Below are 23026 nucleotides of genomic sequence, written 5' to 3' on the forward strand. Positions count from 1 at the left end.
TTTGTAAACGTCGGATACTGAGCATGATTGATGGTTATTTTATGATATGTTAACTTTATTTAACACTTTAGTTTATAGTTTGTTAGATCAATAATTTTAACCAAAAAGAGTCTGTTTTGATGATAATATAAACATTTATTTGGTAAAAAATATTGAGAAATATCAGCATTTTTATACAAAATATAGATTTTTTTTCTTATTAAATCTATGTAAAGAGAGTTATTGTGTTTCATATTTAACGCATGTAATATAATCTGCATTCAAATGGGAAAGAGTAACGTTTTTATCATAGCTCAATAGAGGGTTGATATATGATAAAAGATAGAATCTTCCGAAAATTTGATACCTTTATTGCAAAGATTCCGATTCTGGTTCATAGTGTGGGTGTTGTGAACTGATTTTTAGGTCTTTTCAAAAATTTAAATAATATATATGCTACCACTTACAGAGATATCAGAATGGAAGAAATTAGACAGTGCATTTAATAATTCAGATGAGATCCCTGAATTGATCCAAAAGCTATCTGAAACATTTGATATCGACCTGATGATTGAAATAACTACTGAGTACATAAGCCATCAGATGAGTTTGTATGAAGTAACATTTGCAGTCTTTCCTTATCTTATAGAGTTGATTGAGAAAGCAGAAGATCACGAATTTAAATTGGAGACTTTTCTTTATACAATGGCAATATTTTCAGAATATGGTGGTGAAGGAGAAATGGATTCTATTTTTTTGAACAGTAAATGTGATCCGGAAAAGATTGTAGAAATAAAGAATACATTTAATAATTCCTTTGGTAAATTAAATCAGATAGCTGTTATGCTGGAATTGGATATTCTGAAAAAAGACGAATATGATAAAAGGCACTTTTTGACTGCTTTAGCTGTTTCCAACAGAATATTTGAAGTATCATCCGTTTTATGGCGATACAGTGAAAATGAAGAATATATATGCACCTGTCCAAGCTGTGGTGAATCCTTAACCTTATGGAATGAAAATGATAGGCTTGTCCAATATAAAGAAGACCCTGTCTTTGTAAAAGATCAGGAAAAGTTTCCTGTTGAACCGGCAACACTCTCAAAAGCAGAATATTCCAAAACAATCATTTCGGAAAAAAATTACCAGTGGCTTAGTTATTATATTGATAAGTTGGAAGTAGAATCACTCAGAGTAATCATCAATTATTTATTTGGAAAAACGCTCTGTGGGTATTGTCGTATGGAATTTGCTGTTTTTGAGAATATAGAATAGTATTTTTATGCTATAATACCTACTATAAGCACTTTTTAAATAAAAATCTAAGCAAAATATTTGCATATATCATTTAAATACTTACTTTTGTACCGCTTCAAAAATGGGGGATTGGCGCAGTTGGCTAGCGCGTTTGACTGGCAGTCAAAAGGTCACGGGTTCGAATCCCGTATTCTCCACTGGTATAAATGAAGAAATCTTCAAAATACGCTAAAAGCTTGATTAATCCTGCAAATTCAAAGAGTTTGCAGGATTTTTTGTTTTACGAAATCGCAAAATTTTCAAATAAACTCATAAAGTTTGTGGCAAAATCGTGGCAATGGCTAAATTTTAAAAAACGATGCGTTTATTTGTGTAATTATTTGATTATCAACATGTAAATCTCTTTAACGACTTGGCTCATAGAATCTTTAGTTCGACTTTTATAAACTTTAAAATGTTGAATTATGTTAGAGCAAAGTTATGGCCTCTTTTATTTTTTAAAGAGTTCAAAAAACAAAACAATTCGTACAGTGTATGTAAGGATCACCATTGATGGTATACCGAAAGAAGCTTCTACAAGAAGACAGTGGGATCTCAACAGATGGGATCAGAAAGCAGCAGCAGATGAGACGCTAGCCAAGCGGATTTATGCAGGAAAAGAGTAAAAATTTGTACAAAAGAGAAACTTCCGGGTTTCTTTTTGTGTTTTATAGAGATTTCTTTAAATGATAAACTATAAGTGGTGTTAATAATTTAAGTTAAAATTGTGTGTCTAGGCAATATTTGCATATTTTTAGGGGATGATTTCTAGCTAAAACTAATAAATCATGAAAACTAAAAATATACTATTCAGGAATAACATCACTATTAATTTACATGCATATGGATACCAAAATGGATACTAGAGATCCTCGGATGAGCGGACTCAGCATTACTACTGGAACCGTTCGCTACTCAGACCTCAGCTATTTGGCTGCCACGCACGACGAGGCTATGAGCGAAGGTTACATAGATTCGATAATGTACACGCTGGATCGTGGAATCTGGGGCGCCGGCACCGTACCATGGCTTGCCTGTTCCGGAACAGTCTGCCATGTTCCGGCCGAACGTTATCTGGCGCTGGGTACCGATGGGTCAATACGAGCCAGTGGTGGTGGCTTTGTAAAGGAAGAAACCCCCATAGCAAGCTGCGGCGTAGATCCCAAAAAACGCGGCCCTCTGCGTGAAATCCGCTGCATCGCAAAAGGTCGAGCCTACGCTGTAGGCACCTGCCGGCAGGCCTATGTTCGCGAAGACGAAGACCAGTGGAGATGCATCGACCAGAGCGCCCAGGTCGGTGACACCCCGATCATCGACACCAGCTTCGAATCGATTGATGGCTTCAGCGAACAGGAAATTTATACCGTTGGCTGGGAAGGCGAAATCTGGCAGTATGACGGCGCCCTCTTCACCAAGCAGAACAGCCCGACCAACCTGGCGCTCTACAAGGTTCGCTGTGCGCCGGACGGATTTGTCTATGCCTGCGGCCAACTTGGGACCCTGCTTCGGGGACGCAATGATCAGTGGGAAATGATCGAACATGAAAGCACCGAGGAAGACCTCTGGGGCATGGAGGTGTTCGATGGACAGCTTTATGTGTCTTCCTCCCATTTCGTCTACCGGCTCGAGGACGGCAAACTCAAGCCCGTTGATTTCGGGGATGAGGTGGTACGGACTTGTTATCACCTGAGCGCAGCCGATGGAATCATGTGGTCCATAGGATCCAAGGATGTAATGGAGTTCGATGGTTCCAACTGGAAGCGGTGTCTGCGAATAGATTAATCTGGGGCAGTTTTACCAAAACTCCCAATCTCGTTTCAAAAAATTACAATAAGTCAAAAGAGAGAAAAGACTCTAGCCCCAACAGATGATTTCTCGAATTTTTTTAAGGAAGATTTATTACGAATAGAAAGCATTTATGAATATTTGGATGGAGAATATATAACATCTCGATTTCAGAATTTATAAAGAATATAAAATTTGATATGATATATGAAAATATTCTCAATAGAAAACCGGTAAAAAGGCAGCTAAGGTATTGTTGTCAGCCATTTCTTAAGCAACCAAAAGACTACGGCATAAACGGATTCCTCCCTAAAGGTACCCTCCAATTATTCCGTTTCCTTTTGGTATTCTATCGTTGTCAACACTTCATATTTGCTTTCTTTTTTCCGGTTTTTCTTTTGAAAAATATTTAACGAAGCCTTGAGAGGCATTGGAGATTTGGAGGAGAGAGAAGCTATTTAGATGTATAATCAAAATATAGTACGGGAAATATAAGTCTCTGCCGTATATTAAAACAAAAGATAAAAAAGGGTATAATCGTAAAATTATTCTCAACATATAATATCTTTTATAATAGCCACGACTTAATCTGACAGTTAGGAGTTAAAAGTAATTGTCAGATTAAGTATTGACTAATTCATTTAAGTAAATCTCATACCTTATTTCATCAATAATGCTTATTTAAGATAGTGACGTCTATTCCAAAATAATTGGTTTGGCCATCTTTTTTCCATCCTGTAATAGATGTAATGATGATATTCATAACGAGACCAAATATTTTCTGCAATACGATTGCATTCTGCTATAAATGCATTTTTAATGTCTTCTGATAAGGTATGAACTACGTTCGATTTAATGATCAATTTGGAGTATTGAGTAGCCATTGCTAAAGCATTAAACATTCCTTGAGAGGATAATGGATCGAAGGTTAAACACGCATCTCCAATTGCTATCCAATTCGATTGTATTGGAAATTTAAGATAGGAAGAATGTGATGCTTTTGTCCCTAAAAATTCATACTGTAATGTTTCTTCTTTAATTTCTAAAATTTTCATTAAATCTTTTTCAGCTAAAAAATAATTTTTAAAAAATTCTCCATCTTTTGTCAACTTTTTATCGCATAAATCAGAATCTGTAAAGAAACTAATCAAGTGTTTCTTATTAGGTAGTTTAGTAATATACCACCATCCATTTTCAACAGTATAGATTGTAGAAAGTTCTTTTAGAGTTGGAATGTATATACTTCCGTGAATCCCGATAAGTTGATCTTTTTTGAGGCGCTGAATGTTCATTTTTTGAGCCATCAAACTTCTACGTCCTGAAGCATCTATGATAAATTTAGCTTGATAATTATTTTCGAAACCCTCCTTTGTCTTTGTAATCAAAGCCCATTGTTGAGACTCTTCTAAAACACTAATGATATTTTCTCTAATGATTGTAATACCTCGCTCGCTTGTTGTTTTTTGTAATTCATTTACAAAATTATTCTTATTGATAGACCAGCCGTGGCCTTCAGGATTCTGTATGCTATCTTGCATGATAGGATAAGGGGTTCCCCAATATGATTGCATACCAATTGTAGGTTTGCCAACCAATGAATTTTGCATTATTTCATCAATATCAATTCCTAATTCACTAAAAATACGTTTACTAGATGCCACTAAAGTTTCCCCATGTAAAACATTTGTGTTTTCTGGTTTTTCAATGACTAAAATTTTGTAAAATGAATGGAGGTGCATGGCAGCGATACACCCCGCTATGCCTCCTCCAATAATTATAATGTCGAAATAGTTATTCATTATTAAGAATTAAAACGTCTTCTAAACCTTTCATGAATAGTTACTATTTTCTGATTTGGTTTAACATATTCTATTTGCAAATCTTTATTTGTTTGTTGAACTTTTGACACTAGGTTTTCTAATTCTTCTGAGTTATTTAATAGATGCTCCGCCTCTTTTTTTATATCTCCGTCAATTTGTAATGTAAAAGAATTCAATACATTATCTGATATTATTTCAATTACCTTATCTTTTGTAACCTTATCTATTAGCTTTTGTCTGGTCTCTTTTAAAATGATATTGATAATTTTAGTGTATGAGCTGGTTAACGCAACTTGCACAGTATCTGGAATTTTAGTGCTGTCGTTATTCGTGATTTTTCCGTCTAATTTCATAGGTAGCACTGTGCCTACAGCATCAAAATGAGTGATCATTTTATTAATAATTTCTTCATATGGGGAATAAATAGTGGGGTTACCCGGTAAATCTTCTAACCATTCAAAACGTTGATTAAATATTTCTAATTGCTGTTGTGGATTTCCTTGTTTTTCTTGTAAAGCTTTAAATTGCTTGTAAGTAATAATTTCATTAGGCACTCGTGCTGGCCAAAATGTTGGAATATAAGAGTCATATGAACTGTCGTATCCGTCTTTACATGAGGCCGTATCTGTTTGCCAAGGAATAGCCATCCAACGTGTTATACCGCCTGGAATTTGAAATTCGAAAGGATTAACTATTTTATTAAGTAACGTTTGATCTATAAAAGGTCCGTAATCAAGGTTGTCTTTAATAAGATGATCTCTATCAAATTTAAATCTAAAAGGAGAATCATACATAGAAGATATTCTTACCGGCCATGTCATTTCGCAACCTGGATGAAAAGCGTCTGCTAGACAAAAATCTAAAGCAGCTCTTGTAAGTAAGTCAGCTTGCTCTTGTACAGGATATTCATCTAAAGATTTAGGACTCATATAATTGGTTTTATATTTATCCCAATCATCAATAAAATTCCCATCTACCCATTGCTGCAACATTTTGATTTGCAAACCTGTAAGTGTACTATGCTGTCTAGGGCTTCCGGTTCCTATTATTTCCGTCGCATCTCCATATAACCAAGGCCATAAAGCTGGAGATTGAGAACCTGGGAGCTCAAACTGCCTAAACTGATTAAACATTTGTCTTCTGAATTCCAGGTTATTCATCGTTCCATCTCTTAATTTTTCAACCCATACATTTTCATTGAAATTATAAATTCCATTGAATCCAAAAGTGGTTAAAAAACCTTTGTTTACCCATTGTAGTTCTGTCATTCTTTTAAAGATGGGAAATATATCATAAGAGAATGAAGGACTAAGTGGAGAAGGCAAATTAAGTTCTCTTACAGATAGATCTCTCATTAAATCCCACATTGTTCTTACCGATTGTTGCATAGGAGCATAATCTGGAGGTGCACAAATTACCCAAGCCGGTTTTACATTGATTTCTTTATTATTGAATTTTACAATGGCTGTTACTGGTCCATCAGAAGTGTCATCATACCAGCCATCGTTATTGGCAAAATCTAAAGCAATTTCATTTTTATAACTTTTGGATATACCTTTACCCCCAAGTATATGTAATCTTTTGGAATTTGGTGAATTCTTATCGAAAAATATTTCTCCAAGATAAACTTCTGTGTCTCTTAAAAATTTCCCTATAAATTTTGCTGATGTGTTGATCGATTTGCTGTCTATATTTTTTACACCTCCATCAATAACGAGGCTCATACGATCTAGGATCTCTGAATTTCTTTTAAATGAATATTTATATTCATCTTCATTGGCTTCCGGAATATCTAATGCAAGATTAAATTGATACCAAGCTGCTTTCTGGTTGGCTAAATGGCACGACCAATCAATTTCAACTTTGTCTTTCATATCAGGATGGGTAAGCTCTTTTACAACTTCTCCTTTAATATTCAGACCATATATTCTAAATTCTGCTGCTTGTCTTTTAATTTTACCTTCTTTATCCCTATAAAAAGAAAGATCATTTGACATTATGGGTTCTGGAACTTGTGGTCCTATATAGTACTCATCACTATTGCCTACACGCATGATACCTATTGAAGGATATATTGCTGCACTCACAATTTCGTGGTCGGTGATTTTTTCATCATTATTTTGTGCATGAAAAGGGCAAATTCCTCCTTGAGGCTCTCTAAACTCTAAAGCATTAGCGCTGTATCTGGTTTCTGCACCATATTTGTAAACATCTCTTCTTGCTTCAGCAATACTACCCAAAGGTTGATTTACTGAATTTATACGCCAGCAATTAAAATTAATATGATTACCAAGTTCTTTTACTCCAATCAGATTCAAATCTTGTTTGGGAAGGTGTAATCTACCAATTTCAATAAAACTTTCATCCCATCTTAATTGTAGATTATCTGCTATTTTTTCATCAATCTCTTTGATTTGTCCTTCAAGAATAAACTGGAAAGAATCATTAGATAATTTTTGCTGTAAATCTTTAGCTAAATAATCTTTCTGCTTCATAATGACAGGGAAATTTTCTTCAACGGCTGGTTTAAGCCGTAATTTGATCATATGTTTTTCACCTAATCTGAATGGTATGATAGGGTAGTATGCAGGGGTTAAACAACTGTCTTCGTATTTTTCCATTTGGTCTAAAATACGTTTCAATTCTTTGTTTTCTCTATAATATTCATTTAATTGGTTGATATTACCTGAAGAGGAAATCTGCGTGAATTCTACCATTTGTTGTGCATTTTGAGCAAAAAACACATCAATATTTTGAAATATAAAATCTGTATTTGTCCCTTCAAACCCTTCAGCATTATTCGGTAAATCAAAAATCTTTAAACCTAAACCAATGGTAGACTTTACATCTGTTTTCTTAGGGTCTGTATCACTTGAGAAACGCATTACACACTTGAAATTATCTTTAATTCCAAAGAAACCAAGATCACCTACTAATTTTTCAATCGGTAAATTATTGGTTAAACTTAATTCACCATGTACTATACCATGCTGTTTTCTGAATACGGCTCTTGGTGCTGGATTTGCCCCATTTTCTATCATAACTTTTTGGTAAGTGTCAATAAATTGAGCCTTAAGATCGTTAATGTACTTTTTTTCCATTTTAATAAGTTTTAATTAATTATTTTACAATGATTTGATTATTAATATTTAACAAAGGATATAAATGAATCAATCCTATTATATGGATCTATTTTAATATTATTATTGAAAAAATAATCTACCAGATGTTTAAAATCTCCTGTTGTTTCAAATAACAACAGGAGATTTATTTTTTACTTAAAAGTTGCTTCTAATTTTTGTTCGTTTTGAGTTTTGATCAATTCATTTAAAGATGTTACATCATTGATATTTAACAATATTTTGTTTTTTGATTTATCTTTTTTTCTATATGCATCGGCGAAATAAGCTCCATATATATGACTCACATTCAGTAAAGTTCTGTATTGAACATCTTTTTTAGGATCTAATGAAAAATTTGATATTCCGTGACAAGAGAAACAGGTGGTATTTTGATGGTACGTTTCCATCGTAATATTTGTCGCATTTGGACTTCCTGCCAATTTTAAATTTCCCGTATTAAATTGCTGATAAACATCTATATTTCTGGACTCCTTGCTATTAAGCATTGCTAGCCAGATGTTACCGTTATAATATTGCTTAATTTCACTTTTCTTAAGTGCTTTTTTATTTAATTCATTAGCAAGATCAGCATGTCTTCTATATTCAGAATTATTGGGATGATCATATTTTTTTTGGGATATACCCAATGGATATTTACGATATGCTTTATCAGCTATTTTACCTTTTCTAGTTGAGGCATCAAACTTAATAGCATTCAGAGAATCTGTTGCACTAAGTTCACCTTTTTTAAAGAATAAAAAATGGGCCTCTGTTTTAGCAATTGGCTGACTGTTAGTTGTATTTGATTTAAAACTGTGTCTTTGTTTTGAATTTAAATCAGTTAAGTTATTTAGATTATCTGGGGCTAAATCCTGACCTTCAAAAGTTGCCCAAAGCATTTCTGGAAATCCTTCTACTTTGCCAACGATATGTAAACCAACAAGAGCAACAGCGGGTATGTTTTGATAGTTTAGAGGATTATTAATGATTAGATTAACATTATTATAATCATTTTTTCTGGTGAGAGAATCTAATGTGTTTAAATAAGCTTTTTTTATTTGTGGTACATTATTTACAATCAAGTAATTTTTCTGTTTATCTTTGGGAATCGCATTAAGATCTACCCAGGCAGCCTTTAGTTCTAATGAATAATTATTATAAGCCTCTATTGAATCACTTATATTTGTAATCCCTTTTTTTACTTTCTCTATAGCAGAATATGTAGCTTTAACCATCTGATCATGCATAATTTTATTCATATGTATCGAATAAAACACAGTATAATCTTCAGAAATCCCAGCAAAGTCTGTATTTGATTTTAATACAGGATGGTCACTACCTGCTTGATGAAATGCAAATAATTTTAAAGGTGATTTATTCTCATGATGTACAGGTTCTCCGTATTCAGTAATTTGAAAAATATTTTTTGAATCATCCAGGAACAATGGCAAACCATCCTGAGTTTTTTCATTTGTTGAATTTTTAATATTCTGTGTTAAATGCAGATATTTTTGCCAAGACCAAGTGTGAAATGCTCTCGCAGAATCTTCTTTGGTTACAACTAAAGTATCATTTTTCCATAGATTATCGTCATCCGTATCTGGGATGAATGATTTGTTATAGTTTGAAAAATACTTTTTCTCAAAATGGTCTATAGACTCCTTATCATTTTTATTCATTTCTATAGAATCTATAGATTTTTTACAACAAATAAGGCTGAAAATAGTACCTGTCGTTATGCTCAAAAGCATCATTTTTTTGAATTTTAATTTCATGTTATTAGTTTTTAGTTGATTATATTTTTAAAATTGCCATAACATTCTTTTGATTATTAAAAAAATATTACACTATTTTACAAATTCCATTTTATGCCATATAATTTTTTAATTTTATCATAAAAACAATATTAATGCAATATTTTTAAAAATAATTAAGTAGTAATACTTAATTTTAAAATAATGTATTATGGAATGGTGACTAAATTTTCATGTGATATTTAATTGAATCTCTTATCTTGCCTTTACCAATTTTTTATGCTAGGAATTGACGTTGAAAAGCTACTGGATGACCCAAAATCAAATGGATGGTACTAACAAGGAGAGAACGAGCCGATACAAGTATTGCTTCCGGGTTAGGAGGAAATGTCAAAAAAACTTTTGAACGTGGAAGTAGCGAACCCTTGGTCATTCTGGATGATGCTGATTTAGACAAAAGATTTCCAGTGATAATTTTTGGAAGACTTTTAATGTAGAACAGGATGTCTTTACAGAAAAGGATCATTGTCCAAGAACTTATAGCAGAACAATTTCTTAATAGAGTATTAAGGTTATTCGATAGTTTGAAGATTGATGACCCTATGAATCCGGATACCGATATTCCTCCTTTAAGCAGTGAAAATGCTGTGGAAGAAGATGCAGAAATGAAATTGTATGTGCTTATATTGAATCAATTATCTTAAGTGGTATATCAAGAGCGCAGTCTGGTTTAAGATAAAAAGACTCACAATACTCATCACATACAAATACTATTCAAAGCGGAGAGAAAGTTTAGGAACTAATCCAAATGAAGAAAAAAAAGATACCTAAAAAGATATAAAATATTCACAGAACGAGTCACAACATTAATTCTGTTTTCTGTGGCTATAGCATCTATTACAGTGGTAGTAATATTGATATTCTTACTATTTTCTAAAGGAGATATGTCTTTGTTTAAAAAGATATTTGATTTAAGTAGAGAAAAAGTTGACTTTAAGCAAATTAAAGATTTAGGATTATGGCTTTTGCAAATAATATCATTTATATCTTTATTCAACTATTTGCTTGTTATTATTGTTTTAATAAATAAAATATATAAAATGATATTAATCATTTATAGTTACACAACAAAATTCCCCACCTAATAGTGGGGAATTTTGTTGTTATACATCTAGCCAAACAGAAAATTTTCCGTTACTGGAATATCCTTTACATAGATCGTCTGTGTATTTAACTTTATTGCGTAATACTAATTGTAGAAATACATCAGCTTCTTCTGATATTTCTGGAATTATGTATACTTTGTTTTCTTTCACACTACCATTTCCTTCCGCAATCTTATTTCGTTTTAATATTAAAGCTTCTTCGTGATTCATGTTTGATTTTAGATCTCGAATATACAAACAATCTAAATACACTCATTATGGTTTCCCGTAGAGTTATTACTACAAAGAAAATACCTCACTGTTAGTGAGGTGTTTTATAGAATATCAGTTATTTATATATTTAACCAACATATACATGTATTACGCCAACGGGATCATACTCTTCCAAGCATCTGAAATACTCTAATTCTTCATCATTAAGACCAATATAGTAAACTGATCCTGCTTTGTAAGTAAGCTGTCCTTCTCTTATCCATAATTCACCCAAAACATCAATTAATTCGAAATCCGGAAGAATTCCTTTACAGGCATGCATCATAAAGCCATCACCCATATACAGGTCGGAATCAATAGATACTTGATACCCACTTTTTGCGGTATTTTTATTTTTGTTATCTAGTCTTGTAACAATCAATTTATTGTTTACATTAGTAAAAAGAGTATTGTTATCCTTGTTTAAATAACTATCGAAATATTCGACTTTATTTCCTATTGTTATTTTTATTACAGATTTACCATTTGCAGTGGCAGGTTCAATTTTCCGAGATACTTTTTTTTGCATTAACTGTCCTTCCTGAGGATTTACAGTGTCGTTATCTTGTTGACAAGAATTTAGAAATGTAAGAATAGCTAATGAACACACAATAGCCTTAAAAGGAGTTTTAATTTTCATGGTATAAGTTGTTTTTTAACTATTGCAAACTTATGTATTATATTAATTTAGAACAAATATAAATAAGTGAGAATTGTCATTAATTGTAATATTCACAGGCAAGACAGTTCCCGCCTAACACTGATGGAATTTAATGGCATATTACGTTTCCGTGGAATTAGGCCTACAAAGCATTTTATATAAAAACACTATATTTATTAAATCATTCTCAACTTTTGAGTTTATGATTAGCTTTTCTTCCCCGGCTTCGGCTGGGGATTTTTTTATTAATATTTCATGTTATTCTAAAAGATTCTTGATAATAGCAATTGTTTTTTTTAGTTCTAAATTTTTGCTTTCAAGATGAGCTATGTATTTAGCTGTATCTTCATGATCTGTTGCATCCGAAGGCTTGGTTTTAAGATATTCGTCTTCATAAATTTCTTCTATATTCACGTCAAGAAATTTCGCAATTTTTATCCATTCTTCTTTTGTAATTCCTATTTCTCCGCTTTCCTTTCTACTATAGTTTGAAAAATTTGTAGGCAAACAACCTGCTACCTGTTGTTGAGTGTAACCTTTTTGCTTTCTAATAAGACGTAATTTTTCTTTTTTCATTTCGTGCGTTTTTACAAATCTGAGAAAAGATATATTAATAGAATTACGGATTTCCATATTTTTTTGTTGATAACTTTTTAACACGTCAAATTCTGTCGTGTTAAACATGTTGATTTGTTCCATATTTATTTAGCTCTGATAAAGTGCATGATTTCAGGATAAATGAAAATTGATACAAAATATATCAATCAATAGTTTGTTTATTGGTTTAAAATATATCTAATTTTGTCACATGGAACGGTCGATTGTACATATGGATTTGGATACTTTTTTTGTATCCTGTGAGAGGCTTGTAAACTCAGAACTCAACGGAATACCTTTAATAATAGGCGGTGGAGATAGGGGTGTTGTGTCTTCATGTTCTTATGAAGCCCGGAAATTTGGCGTGCGTTCAGCGATGCCAATGCGTATGGCTTTGAGGCTGTGTCCTCAGGCTAAAGTGGTCAAGGGTGATATGGAATTGTACTCAAAGATGTCACATACTGTAACAGAAATTATCGAAGAGAAAGCCCCGGTCATGGAGAAATCTTCTATTGATGAATTTTATTTGGATCTAACGGGAATGGATAAATTCTTTGGGGCATACAAGTGGACAAATGAATTAGGTGCGAAGATTAAAAAAGAAACCGGGCTGCCGATTAGCTACGCTCTTTCGATAAATAAGACGGTAAGTAAAATAGGAACCGGAGAATCTAAACCAAATGGACATCAGGAAATTCCTTCTATAGGGGTACATTCGTTTTTAAATCCTTTACCTATTAAAAAAATGCCCATGGTGGGTGATGCTACTTTTCGGCTTCTGTCTAGGGTTGGGATAAGAACTATCGGAACTCTATCAGAAGTACCTGTAGAGGTATTGCAGCAAATGATAGGTAAAAATGGAACTGATCTTTGGCGAAAAGCCAATGGAATTGATGAGTCACAAGTAGTACCATATGCGGAAAGAAAATCTATATCCAAAGAAAGAACATTCAGTAGTGATACAACGGATATCAAAGAAGTGAAAAAACTGATTGTTGGTATGGTGGAACAATTGGCACACCAGTTACGTCAGGAAAAATGGCTGGCAGCAACAGTTGTGGTTAAGATTAGGTATGCAAATTTTGATACCGAAACAAAACAATGCCGTGTGGCATATACTTCTGCTGACCATACTCTTTCCAAGGTTGCTTTGGATCTTTTTGAAAAGATATATTCAAGACGTATGCGATTAAGGCTCGTAGGATTAAGATTTACAGATCTGGTACACGGAAGTTATCAAATGAATTTATTTGAAGATACGGCAGAATTAATGAGCCTTTATCAAGCAATGGATAATATAAAGAACAGGTTTGGTAGTGATGCTGTGGGAAGGGCAGTAGGTTTTGATTTCTTACATTAATTGCTCAAGTATGTATTTAAACTGTCATTCATATCATAGTCTGAGATACGGAACACTCTCTATAGATGATTTGGTTTCACAAGCTTCGTCTTTGGGGATAAGCGAACTTGTACTTACGGATATTAATACCATTACTGGTGTTTATGAATTCAAAAAGAAATGTGAAGAAAAAGGAATAAAACCAATCCCGGGTATCGAAATGAGAAAGGGAAGCAAGCTGCTTTATATTACCATTGCCAAAGAATTTGCGGGGTTAGAAGAAGTAAATAAGATTTTAACAGAATATAACTGTGATGGTATAGATTTGCCTGATAGACCTGATCTTGAGCATAATTTTATCATTTATACATTACAAAATAAGCCAGAATCTCTGAAGGAGAATGAGTATATTGGAATAAGGCAAGAGGAATTAAATATACTGATTCGTCCGGAATTTAAGTCTCTTATTTCAAAAATGGTTATTCTGCAGCCAGTTACATTTGCAACTAAAAAAGAGTACAATTTGCATTGTATTTTAAGAGCGATTGATAATAATACATTATTATCATTATTACCACAAACTGAAACCTGTGACAAATCAGAGTATTTTAAATCTCCTGCATTCGTAGAGGAAGCTTACAAATACTATCCGCAAATACTACAAAAGACTAAAGATATTTTAGCAGAATGTAGTTTTGAGCTTGAATTTTCTACACCTCGAAATAAAAAGCATTATACCAGGACAAAAGAAGATGATTTGAAGCTGTTAACTCGTTTGACCTACATAGGCTTAGTGAGACGATACGGCAGAAATAATGAACAAGCTAATGAACGGATAGAGAAAGAATTGAAGGTGATTGATGAACTCAATTTCAGTGGTTATTTTCTTATTACATGGGATATTATCCGATACAGTAACAGGATGGGTTTTATGCATGTAGGAAGGGGAAGTGGGGCAAATAGCATCGTTGCTTATTGCCTTGGTATTACAGATATCTGTCCGTTGGAATTAGATTTATATTTTGAAAGATTTCTAAACCTGAATAGAAAGAGTCCGCCCGATTTTGATATCGACTGGAGTTGGCAGGAACGGGATATTATCTTAGAATACATTTTCAACCGGTATGGTAAAAATCACGTTGCATTTTGCGGAACAAATGTTGAGTTCAAATATCGTTCAATAATTCGGGAGGTTGGCAAAGCTTTTGGCCTACCGAAGGATGAGCTAGATGAGCTGAGCAAAAATCCTGAAAAAGTATTTAAGGATGAGGTTGTTCAACAGGTACAAAAATATGGGAAGTTATTGGAGAAATTTCCGAATCAACGGAGTATGCATCCCTGTGGTATTTTGATTTCTGAGGAACCCCTTACAAGCTTTACAGCACTGGAAATGCCTCCAAAAGGATTTCCGATTGTTCAGTGGGATATGCATGTAGCTGAAGAGCTAGGCTTTGAGAAATTTGACATTCTTTCGCAGCGTGGGCTAGGAACTATCAATGATACGGTGAAACTGATCGAAGAAAAGCGAGGGATTAAAATAGATATTCAGGATACAACCATTTCTAAGGATGAAAAGATCTGCAATGAATTTTTAAGCAATGGCAATACAATTGGCTGCTTCTATATTGAATCTCCCGCAATGCGAGGACTTCTAAGAAGATTGAAATGTGACAACTATAAAGTACTTGTTGCTGCATCATCAATTATCCGTCCGGGGGTTGCACAATCCGGAATGATGAGAGAGTATATCTTCAGGCATAACAATCCCACACAGTTTGAATATTTCCATAAAGTATTCGAAGAGCAACTTGGGGAAACTTATGGGATTATGGTCTATCAGGAAGATGTGATAAAAATTGCCCTGCACTTTGGAGGACTGTCTGCCGCCGATGGGGATATTCTCAGAAGGGCTATGAGTGGAAAGTATCGCTCATTGGACGCTTTACAAAAAGTTAAAGATAATTTTTTTGAATCATGTAGAGAACTTGGACATTCTGAAGAATTGAGTAGGGAAGTGTACAGGCAAATAGAATCGTTTGCCGGATATTCTTTCTGTAAAGCTCATTCGGCATCCTACGCCGTAGAAAGTTACCAAAGCCTTTATCTTAAAATATATTACCCGCTGGAGTTTATGGTCTCAGCAATCAATAATATGGGAGGCTTTTACAGGACAGAAGTCTATGTTCACGAGGCAAAAATGTCTGGAGGGCAAATTCTTAATCCGTGCGTCAATAAAAGTGAATCTGAAACAACTATTTATGGTAATGAAATTTATCTGGGATTAATGCTTTTGGAAAAAGTAGAGTCAAAAATAGCTCAATTGATTCCTCAAGAAAGAAAAAAGAATGGAGAATACAAATCGATGGAAGACTTTGTTAAAAGAATTCCGGTGGGTATTGAAACATTGCAGATTCTTATATTTATTGGAGCTTTCAGATTTACAGGGATTCCGAAGAATGAACTCCTTTTAAAAGCTAGAGTATTACTTGGAGATTTTAAAGCAGAAAGAAGGCTGAAAACACTTTTCGAAGAGCCTATGAAGGAGTTTAAATTTCCTGAACTGAAGCGGAATGTATTTGAAGATGCCTTCGATGAAATTGAAATATTGAGCTTTCCGGTTTCGTGCACGCCTTTCGACCTTTTACAAACAAAATACAGAGGCCATGTTATGGCAAATGATCTTGTTAAGTATCATAAAAGAGAGATTAAAATGTTGGCATATCTCATTTCCAGAAAGCACGTACCTACTAAAAAAGGCACAATGTATTTTGGAACCTGGATAGATGTTGAAGGAAATTATTTTGATACAGCGCATTTCCCTAGTAGTCTAGAAAAATATTCGTTTCAGGGTGGAGGGTGCTACTTGCTTTTAGGGATTGTAGAGGTAGATTTTCATTTTCCAACCATTACCATTACAAAGATGGCAAAGATGCCTTTTATTCCGGATCCTAGATATTCGCATGATGAAGAGAAACGATTCGAGGCACAGGAAAAAATAAAAGAAGATGTTAGTATGACATTCAGAAAACCTTATCCACAAGAACATGAAATTGGACTGCCTAGAAAGAAAAATTTCAGTTAGGAACATTAAAAAACACCTAAAAGGCTATTAGTCTATTGTATACGTCACTTATTTGTCAAAAAAATAAAACATGGAAAATGATAATGAGGATATCAGATATATTTACGAAGGAAATATAATTACTATTCCGGAAGAAAATATATTTACTGATTTTGCAGATCTAACTATTAATTTAGGTCTACGACTTAAAAATGTTAAATTAGGTGAAGAATGGTGCAGAGAATACGAGTATGATTCTGAATCGGAACCAATACTAATACGCAAAATGTATAATGCGGATAATACCGATGAAGTTTATTATTGTGTAACCTATAGATAAAATTAACCCCTGTTAATACAGGGGCTTTATTTTGGTAGGATTATAGATCTTCCATTTAATGGTGAAAGAAATGTGATCTTTTATTTTAGTAAGAAGTTCGTTTCTATCAGTGCCTTTCCAACCACCATGTTTTCCATGGAAGAAAGAAACGATACTTTGACGATAAAATTAAACTTTAGGAGTCCTCACTTTTTGGCTTGAAATTTCTCCCTGCACCTTGTCGTAGAAAGGTAATCTTACCTTGTGTTTGCTTTGCTTTTTCAAGAACTTCCAATGCTCTTGTTCGTTCGTTCATTTTACCAGCATGTGTTATACTGCCTTGATTTTCACTTTTTTTCATATTTCAATATAGTGAATAAAAATGACAAAAGCAAATATTAAATACTATTTTATTCTTGTCTTAGGATTTGCAGTAGACTTTATTGGGTTTCATCATCAAATTTAATCAATAAAGATCCGATAAAACAAAGTGATGAATCCTATTATGCTCAGCCAAAATAAAAACCGATTAATTTAAGTTCTCAATCTTTGACTTGAAAAAAGTACAGTCTCTAATAAATTCTTTCATATCTCTAATTTAGTTGAGTTTTTTACTGGTCGAAATCACATTTGTGTGAGTATTTTTAGTACTTTAGTTGAAAATTAATAATATGTTTTTAGACGGATTAGGAATAGTTGATGCATTCAAAGAAATTTTCAACACCGTTTGTAGATATATATTCTACGTGGGCTTTATCGGACTTGTTGCTATATGGTTAGGAAATTTGATAATTCAAGCAATTTCCACAGAAAACCCTCTATTAATTCCGTCTAGATATTATCGTTATCCAGTAGGTGTAATAATTATTGGTTTACTTGGACTTCTTTATTCAAAGTTTTTTATTTAATCCATTTAAAATTATAAGCCCATTGGATTGCTCTTTGAGAGGAATAGAAAAACTATTTGAATATACAGGTGATTAACAATAGTCTTGTTATTTATATTTTGATCTGTTGAATGTCAATTTTTTTGAATAGCCTATGGCTGTTGATGAATAGAGGCTCATTATTATTTCAGGAGTAACTTTGCCACGTATTGCAATAAAGAAATATTTCAAAAATTATGTGAAATCTTATTAGACTTGATTGTTTATTTTTTGAACCCTTTATCTTTCCAAAAAAAGAGAATTAACATAAAAAAGAATGGAACCAACATTACTTTAGAAACCGTCACAAGAAATTCATCACCAAAAGAGCTAGAAAGCAGTACATTGTTTAAGGGAATAAATAATTTACTCTCTTCTGAATCCGGATTTTTCAGAATTTTATAATTTTTCTTTTGAATATAGGTTTCAACAAGGTTTTTTAACTTCTGATTAGATTCTTTTTTTTCCTTTTCCGAATTCCAAAATACGCTGTACGTATTATTTTTGAGTATATTATTTCCTATTTTTTTTACAATTGTATTATGATTGCGGTACTGATAGGTTATATCTGCAACTGATCTACGAGTCTTGCCACCTTGCCAATTTACATCAACTCGCAAGGAATTTCCTTCAACCTCAACCCAACTGGGATGTGTTGTTTTAAATTCTATATATTGAATTTTAGGTGAAACGGAGTAAATGAACAATATAAAAATATAAGTTGCTGCAAGAAAAAATAAAAAAAGTTTACTGAAAATAGGGGTACGAAATATAATAATATAAAGAAGAATAGCCACTAAAACCGAAATAGCAAAAAGAGATAAAGGATTGAAGATTACAAATAGTAAGCTCAGAAGAGGAACAATAATTTTGAATGCAATATCGTCAGATTTCTTTTTTGTAGTATTCAGGAACTCGCTAGTACTCATGTTTATATTTGATTATTGCTTAGGTTTTTGAATTGAAATTTTGAGACTCTAAATGATTGATGATAAGGGCTTTCAATGCTTATTTTGTGGTCTGAATTCATCTGCTTTTTGATTACACTAATTTAAAAAAAATATAGAAACCTTCTATAGCAGAGTCAACAGCTATCAAAAGGAGAGGAAATCAATATTTTTGAGATGCTGAAGGTTATAAAGTTCCAAATGGTATAATAGGTCAATATCTGAATTCTAATGAATATGATGTCTGACTTTTTGAACGACAGGCCAGGGGATTTAGAACAGAAAAAATTACATAGAGTATAAACACTGTACATATTAATATTTACAGCATTTTTAAGAAGAATTAGCTCCTATATTTGCAGACATTTTTAATGATACTGTATATGAAACGAAAAGAACTATTTAGTTTAGGATTTTTAATATCTAACCTTTGTATCGCACAAGTAGGTATTAATACTCCCAATCCACAAGCAACTCTGGATATTACCTTGCAGGAAGGGTATTCTACCGGTGATAAAGCTGGTATTACAGTTCCTCTCCTCACAGGGGATCAGATAGAAGCTATACACCCAACTAACATAAAACCGGGAACTTTAGTATATTCTGTAAGCCCATCAACTGCAGCTTCCAAAGAGGTCTATAATATTGGCTATTGGTTCTGGAAAAATAGTTCTGATAAATGGGAGCCACTTAATAGCAGTTCTCCAACCTTTTTTTATTCTCCTTCAGTAGTTGTGATTACGGATGTTTCAGATCCCAGTTTTGGAACAATAGATTTATATAATAATTATAAAAGCCAGTTTACCACTCCTATGGTAAGCAGTATTGGTTCTGCAGGACGTATTTATACATATAATAACAGCCAGTTGGAATACTATATTACGTGGTATGATACTTCTGTATTTACCAATGTTCAAATTTCAGAGAAAGGAGTTCTTACTTATCAGCTTTCAGCAGGAGCTGATACTTCAAAACCCTCATATATGAATGTCGTATTTGTTGTAAAGTAATTTCCTATTGTATCCATGAAATATTTTATAAAAATTTTAGCTTCAATTACTCTTTTGTTTGGAATTGAATGCAATATCTATGCGGCTGATTATTATTGGGTTGGGGGATCAGGAAACTGGAGTGATATCAATCACTGGCGAACTTCTTCCGGTGGAAATACATTTCCAGCTGTAGTTCCGGGTAAAACAGACAATGTTTTTTTTGATGGAGGTTCCGGATTTACTTCGGGAAGTAAAACGATTACGCTGAATGTTGTTGCTAACTGCCACAATATTATTTTTTCAGGAAGTGCTGTGGCTCCTACAATTGTATCATCAACAGATACCAATACTCTGAATATCTATGGCTCTTCAGAGTGGCAGAAAGGTATGCTGTACAAAGTTACAACCACAAATTATCAGAATAACAATGAACATAGAACCATAAAAAGTAACGGAGTGATTACTGGAGAGAGTGTTTCCTCAGGTACTGTTAATTTTTATGAAACCCAATCCATCAGTTTATTAGATGATTTTAATGTTAAATACAACCTTTTTCAATATGCAGGAACGTGGAATACTAACAATTATAGAGTAGATTTAGGGTATAATTTTATTGCTCCGTCTACGTCTCAGAAAACGGTCAATCTTGGCAGTTCTCATATCTATTTGAATGGAGTTATATCATCTTTCGATACAAAGTCTGCGAATACGGTCTTAAATGCTGGAACTTCTGTAATTCATTTCACAGCTAACGTCACCAATTCAAGTCCTTCTTACGGAATTCAGGGTTCTGCGGGCCAGACTTATTATGATGTTATCTTTGAAAATCCATTATCAACCGGTAGTGCAATTGGTTCAGGAGGAACAATATCCAGTTCACTTAATTTTCATAATGTTGAGCTTAAAGGCGGAGGATATATCTATGGTTTTAATCGTTACAATCAACTTATTCTGGCTCCGGCTAAGACATTTTATATAGAACGCAATACAACTCATACCATAACCTCATTATTTTCCTTAAACACACCATCATGTGAGGGATGGTCAACCCTTAAAAGTACATCAGATGGTGCTGCTGTGAATATATCTATGCCATCAGGTTCTTCAGTTCAGGTATCAGGAGTGGTAATGAAGGATATGAAAGCATCAGGTGGAGCTAACTTTATGGCAGCCAATTCTATCAACAATGGAAATAATTCAGGCTGGACTTTTCCTTCATCCACAGTAAAGAATCTTTATTGGATAGGGGGCTCAGGGAATTGGAATGACAAATTTCACTGGTCTCAGACTTCGGGCGGAGTCGGGGGATATTGTGTACCAGGCCCGGGAGATAATGTCTTTTTTGATGGAGGTTCTGGATTTACATCAGGAAGTAAAACAATTACGGTGGATAATGTTTCCTACTGCCACAATATTATTTTTTCAGGAAGTGCTGTGGCTCCTACGATTGTCTCATCAATAGATACCAATACTCTGAATATCTACGGCTCTTCAGAGTGGCAGAAAGATATGCTGTACAAAGTTACAACCACAAACTACCAGAATAACGATGAAAATAGAACCATAAAAAGTAATGGAGTGATTACTGGAGAGAGTGTTTCTTCAGGTACTGTTAATTTTTATGAAACCCAATCCATCAGTTTATTAGATGATTTTAATGTTAAATACATCCTTTTTCAACATGCAGGAACGTGGAATACCAACAATTATAGAGTAGATTTAGGGTATAATTTTATTGCTCAGTCTATTTCTCAGAAAACGGTCAATCTTGGCAGTTCTCATATCTATTTGAATGGAGTTATATCATCTTTTGATACAAAGTCTTCGAATACCGTCTTAAATGCTGGAACTTCTGTGATTCATTTTACAGCTAACGTCACCAATTCAAGTCCTTCTTACGGAATTCAGGGTTCTGCGGGCCAGACTTATTATGATGTTATTTTTGAAAATCCATTATCAACCGGTAGTGCAATTGGTTCAGGAGGAACAATATCAAGTTCACTTAATTTTCATAATGTTGAGCTTAAAGGCGGAGGATATATTTATGGTTTTAATACGTATGATCAATTAACTCTTACTGCCGGTAAATCTTATGTTTTTGAAGCTGGAAGTACCCAGACTATAATCTCAAAATTATATGCATCAGGAAACCCGTGCTATATTATTTATCTTTTAAGTTCAGTTTCGGGAACAAAAGCAAATTTGGATGTCCAGAGTGGTTCATTAAATTTTGATTTTGGAAATATTAAGGATATCAATGCTGTACAACCATTGCATTATGGAGAGAAATCTACAAATGCAGGAAATAGCACAAATATTATTTTTGACCCTTATAATTCAGGGAGCTTTGCAGGCTTAGGTAATGATTTGATATGCCAGGAATATGATAATTCAAAAGTAAATTCCTATACTTTAAACGCTGATAGTTTTGTTCCTAATCCATCTACCACTTTTAAATGGACAAAAATAGGGGACTTAAATAATAAAGGAGTATTAGGTACTGACTCAAGTCTGGATCTCCGGCCTTTTGGGTATGGAACTTACCAAGTTGATGTTACCTATTCTACAGTAGGCTCTCCCGATTATTGTACGGTTACAGACCAAATAACGATAAGCAGAAGAACTGAAATACCCGTTGTAAATAGCAGAGTATGTAAAAAGGCAGCCAATACATTAGGAGATGTTACGGTTTCAGGAAAGGATATCAAATGGTATTCGGATGAAACTTCTTCGGCAGTACTGCCGCTTTCTACTGTTATTACAGATGGGCAGGCATATTATGTAACTCAAACTGATAACAATTGTGAAAGTAATAGACTTTTATATACTGTCAAAATAAACAACTGTACATCGCAGAGTATGATTAATCCTGCATTACCTTTTAGAACAAAATAAAATGTATGCGGTTATATATAAATTATTAAAAATGGATAATGAATTCTGTATAAAATTGACAAGAAATATCCTAGAAACATAGATAATAAAAGAGCCCCTTAATTGGGGCTTTTTA

Annotated in this window: 18 protein-coding genes and 1 tRNA gene; 11 read left to right on the forward strand and 8 right to left on the reverse strand. The window is 33.5% G+C overall.

All coding sequences use genetic code 11. The annotated features are described in order from the left end of the window. Positions 1-432 precede the first annotated feature (432 nt). The 4 genes from BLS98_RS05355 to BLS98_RS05370 all read left to right on the forward strand — a co-directional run bounded on the left by BLS98_RS05355 (position 433) and on the right by BLS98_RS05370 (position 3057). The gene (locus BLS98_RS05355; protein WP_089734260.1) at positions 433-1254 is read left to right on the forward strand and encodes a hypothetical protein; all 822 of its coding nucleotides are present in this window, start codon (positions 433-435) and stop codon (positions 1252-1254) included. A gap of 105 nt (positions 1255-1359) precedes the next feature. Further along, positions 1360-1433, forward strand: a tRNA-Ala gene (locus BLS98_RS05360). Between the two features lie 267 nt (positions 1434-1700). Beyond that, complete coding sequence (locus tag BLS98_RS05365) at positions 1701-1901, forward strand: hypothetical protein (RefSeq protein WP_089734263.1); 201 nt, start codon at positions 1701-1703, stop codon at positions 1899-1901. 217 nt (positions 1902-2118) lie between these two features. Next, positions 2119-3057, forward strand: coding sequence for a hypothetical protein (locus BLS98_RS05370; protein ID WP_228435998.1), 939 nt, complete (start codon positions 2119-2121; stop codon positions 3055-3057). Positions 3058-3737: 680 nt separating this feature from the next. Here the strand turns inward: BLS98_RS05370 and BLS98_RS05375 are convergent. From BLS98_RS05375 to BLS98_RS05385, 3 genes are all read right to left on the reverse strand, one after another. After that, positions 3738-4859 carry an NAD(P)/FAD-dependent oxidoreductase gene (locus BLS98_RS05375; RefSeq protein WP_089734265.1) on the reverse strand — a complete coding sequence of 374 codons (1122 nt, stop codon included), beginning with the start codon at positions 4857-4859 and terminating at the stop codon, positions 3738-3740. Between the two features lie 2 nt (positions 4860-4861). After that, positions 4862-7981 (reverse strand): LodA/GoxA family CTQ-dependent oxidase, encoded by a 3120-nt coding sequence (locus BLS98_RS05380; protein WP_089734267.1) that lies wholly within the window; start codon positions 7979-7981, stop codon positions 4862-4864. 173 nt (positions 7982-8154) lie between these two features. Then, positions 8155-9777, reverse strand: a complete 1623-nt coding sequence (locus BLS98_RS05385; protein ID WP_111994733.1) for a hypothetical protein — start codon at positions 9775-9777, stop codon at positions 8155-8157. Between the two features lie 308 nt (positions 9778-10085). Here BLS98_RS05385 and BLS98_RS23200 point away from each other — a divergent pair, with 308 nt between their 5' ends. Together BLS98_RS23200 and BLS98_RS05390 are read left to right on the forward strand one after the other, a co-directional pair. Next, on the forward strand, positions 10086-10253 hold the full coding sequence (locus BLS98_RS23200; RefSeq protein ID WP_167356168.1) for a hypothetical protein: 168 nt from the start codon (positions 10086-10088) through the stop codon (positions 10251-10253). Between the two features lie 6 nt (positions 10254-10259). After that, a complete protein-coding gene (locus BLS98_RS05390) occupies positions 10260-10460 on the forward strand; it encodes an aldehyde dehydrogenase family protein (RefSeq protein WP_089734272.1) in 201 nt (66 codons plus the stop codon). A gap of 459 nt (positions 10461-10919) precedes the next feature. Here the strand turns inward: BLS98_RS05390 and BLS98_RS05395 are convergent, their stop codons facing one another. The 3 genes from BLS98_RS05395 to BLS98_RS05405 all read right to left on the reverse strand — a co-directional run bounded on the left by BLS98_RS05395 (position 10920) and on the right by BLS98_RS05405 (position 12411). Then, positions 10920-11132 carry a hypothetical protein gene (locus tag BLS98_RS05395; protein ID WP_089734275.1) on the reverse strand — a complete coding sequence of 71 codons (213 nt, stop codon included), beginning with the start codon at positions 11130-11132 and terminating at the stop codon, positions 10920-10922. A 130-nt stretch (positions 11133-11262) separates the two neighbouring features. After that, positions 11263-11814: a hypothetical protein gene (locus BLS98_RS05400; RefSeq protein WP_089734277.1), complete on the reverse strand. Its 552-nt coding sequence runs from the start codon at positions 11812-11814 to the stop codon at positions 11263-11265. A gap of 279 nt (positions 11815-12093) precedes the next feature. Further along, positions 12094-12411 carry a helix-turn-helix transcriptional regulator gene (locus BLS98_RS05405; protein ID WP_089734485.1) on the reverse strand — a complete coding sequence of 106 codons (318 nt, stop codon included), beginning with the start codon at positions 12409-12411 and terminating at the stop codon, positions 12094-12096. A 232-nt stretch (positions 12412-12643) separates the two neighbouring features. On the opposite strand from BLS98_RS05405, the gene dinB reads away from it, so the two are divergent. The 3 genes from dinB (at position 12644) to BLS98_RS05420 (ending at position 17172) form a co-directional block, all read left to right on the forward strand. Further along, the gene (gene dinB / locus BLS98_RS05410) at positions 12644-13792 is read left to right on the forward strand and encodes a DNA polymerase IV (RefSeq protein WP_089734279.1); all 1149 of its coding nucleotides are present in this window, start codon (positions 12644-12646) and stop codon (positions 13790-13792) included. A 10-nt stretch (positions 13793-13802) separates the two neighbouring features. Next, positions 13803-16853: a DNA polymerase III subunit alpha gene (locus BLS98_RS05415; RefSeq protein WP_089734280.1), complete on the forward strand. Its 3051-nt coding sequence runs from the start codon at positions 13803-13805 to the stop codon at positions 16851-16853. A 70-nt stretch (positions 16854-16923) separates the two neighbouring features. Beyond that, a complete protein-coding gene (locus tag BLS98_RS05420; RefSeq protein WP_089734282.1) occupies positions 16924-17172 on the forward strand; it encodes a hypothetical protein in 249 nt (82 codons plus the stop codon). Positions 17173-17347: 175 nt separating this feature from the next. On the opposite strand, the gene BLS98_RS23205 is transcribed toward BLS98_RS05420, so the two are convergent. Both BLS98_RS23205 and BLS98_RS05430 read right to left on the reverse strand, forming a co-directional pair. Then, entirely contained in the window at positions 17348-17512 is a 165-nt protein-coding gene (locus BLS98_RS23205; protein WP_167356169.1) for a hypothetical protein, read from the reverse strand. A gap of 789 nt (positions 17513-18301) precedes the next feature. Then, positions 18302-18874, reverse strand: a complete 573-nt coding sequence (locus BLS98_RS05430) for a hypothetical protein (protein ID WP_139166079.1) — start codon at positions 18872-18874, stop codon at positions 18302-18304. Between the two features lie 533 nt (positions 18875-19407). Here BLS98_RS05430 and BLS98_RS05435 point away from each other — a divergent pair. Further along, positions 19408-20034 (forward strand): hypothetical protein, encoded by a 627-nt coding sequence (locus BLS98_RS05435; RefSeq protein ID WP_089734286.1) that lies wholly within the window; start codon positions 19408-19410, stop codon positions 20032-20034. A gap of 15 nt (positions 20035-20049) precedes the next feature. After that, the gene (locus BLS98_RS05440; RefSeq protein WP_089734288.1) at positions 20050-22911 is read left to right on the forward strand and encodes a hypothetical protein; all 2862 of its coding nucleotides are present in this window, start codon (positions 20050-20052) and stop codon (positions 22909-22911) included. Positions 22912-23026: the final 115 nt, after the last annotated feature.

The sequence above is a fragment of the Chryseobacterium jejuense genome (genome assembly GCF_900100075.1).
Lineage (GTDB): Bacteria > Bacteroidota > Bacteroidia > Flavobacteriales > Weeksellaceae > Chryseobacterium > Chryseobacterium jejuense.

Excerpts from the sequence above, each read along its gene's own strand:
- BLS98_RS05355 (WP_089734260.1), top strand. The coding sequence starts at position 433 with ATGCTACCACTTACAGAGATATCAGAATGGAAGAAATTAGACAGTGCA.
- BLS98_RS05365 (WP_089734263.1), top strand. The coding sequence starts at position 1,701 with ATGTTAGAGCAAAGTTATGGCCTCTTTTATTTTTTAAAGAGTTCAAAA.
- BLS98_RS05370 (WP_228435998.1), top strand. The coding sequence starts at position 2,119 with ATGGATACCAAAATGGATACTAGAGATCCTCGGATGAGCGGACTCAGC.
- BLS98_RS05375 (WP_089734265.1), bottom strand. The coding sequence starts at position 4,859 with ATGAATAACTATTTCGACATTATAATTATTGGAGGAGGCATAGCGGGG.
- BLS98_RS05380 (WP_089734267.1), bottom strand. The coding sequence starts at position 7,981 with ATGGAAAAAAAGTACATTAACGATCTTAAGGCTCAATTTATTGACACT.
- BLS98_RS05385 (WP_111994733.1), bottom strand. The coding sequence starts at position 9,777 with ATGAAATTAAAATTCAAAAAAATGATGCTTTTGAGCATAACGACAGGT.
- BLS98_RS23200 (WP_167356168.1), top strand. The coding sequence starts at position 10,086 with ATGGTACTAACAAGGAGAGAACGAGCCGATACAAGTATTGCTTCCGGG.
- BLS98_RS05390 (WP_089734272.1), top strand. The coding sequence starts at position 10,260 with ATGTCTTTACAGAAAAGGATCATTGTCCAAGAACTTATAGCAGAACAA.
- BLS98_RS05395 (WP_089734275.1), bottom strand. The coding sequence starts at position 11,132 with ATGAATCACGAAGAAGCTTTAATATTAAAACGAAATAAGATTGCGGAA.
- BLS98_RS05400 (WP_089734277.1), bottom strand. The coding sequence starts at position 11,814 with ATGAAAATTAAAACTCCTTTTAAGGCTATTGTGTGTTCATTAGCTATT.
- BLS98_RS05405 (WP_089734485.1), bottom strand. The coding sequence starts at position 12,411 with ATGAAAAAAGAAAAATTACGTCTTATTAGAAAGCAAAAAGGTTACACT.
- dinB (WP_089734279.1), top strand. The coding sequence starts at position 12,644 with ATGGAACGGTCGATTGTACATATGGATTTGGATACTTTTTTTGTATCC.
- BLS98_RS05415 (WP_089734280.1), top strand. The coding sequence starts at position 13,803 with ATGTATTTAAACTGTCATTCATATCATAGTCTGAGATACGGAACACTC.
- BLS98_RS05420 (WP_089734282.1), top strand. The coding sequence starts at position 16,924 with ATGGAAAATGATAATGAGGATATCAGATATATTTACGAAGGAAATATA.
- BLS98_RS23205 (WP_167356169.1), bottom strand. The coding sequence starts at position 17,512 with ATGAAAAAAAGTGAAAATCAAGGCAGTATAACACATGCTGGTAAAATG.
- BLS98_RS05435 (WP_089734286.1), top strand. The coding sequence starts at position 19,408 with ATGAAACGAAAAGAACTATTTAGTTTAGGATTTTTAATATCTAACCTT.
- BLS98_RS05440 (WP_089734288.1), top strand. The coding sequence starts at position 20,050 with ATGAAATATTTTATAAAAATTTTAGCTTCAATTACTCTTTTGTTTGGA.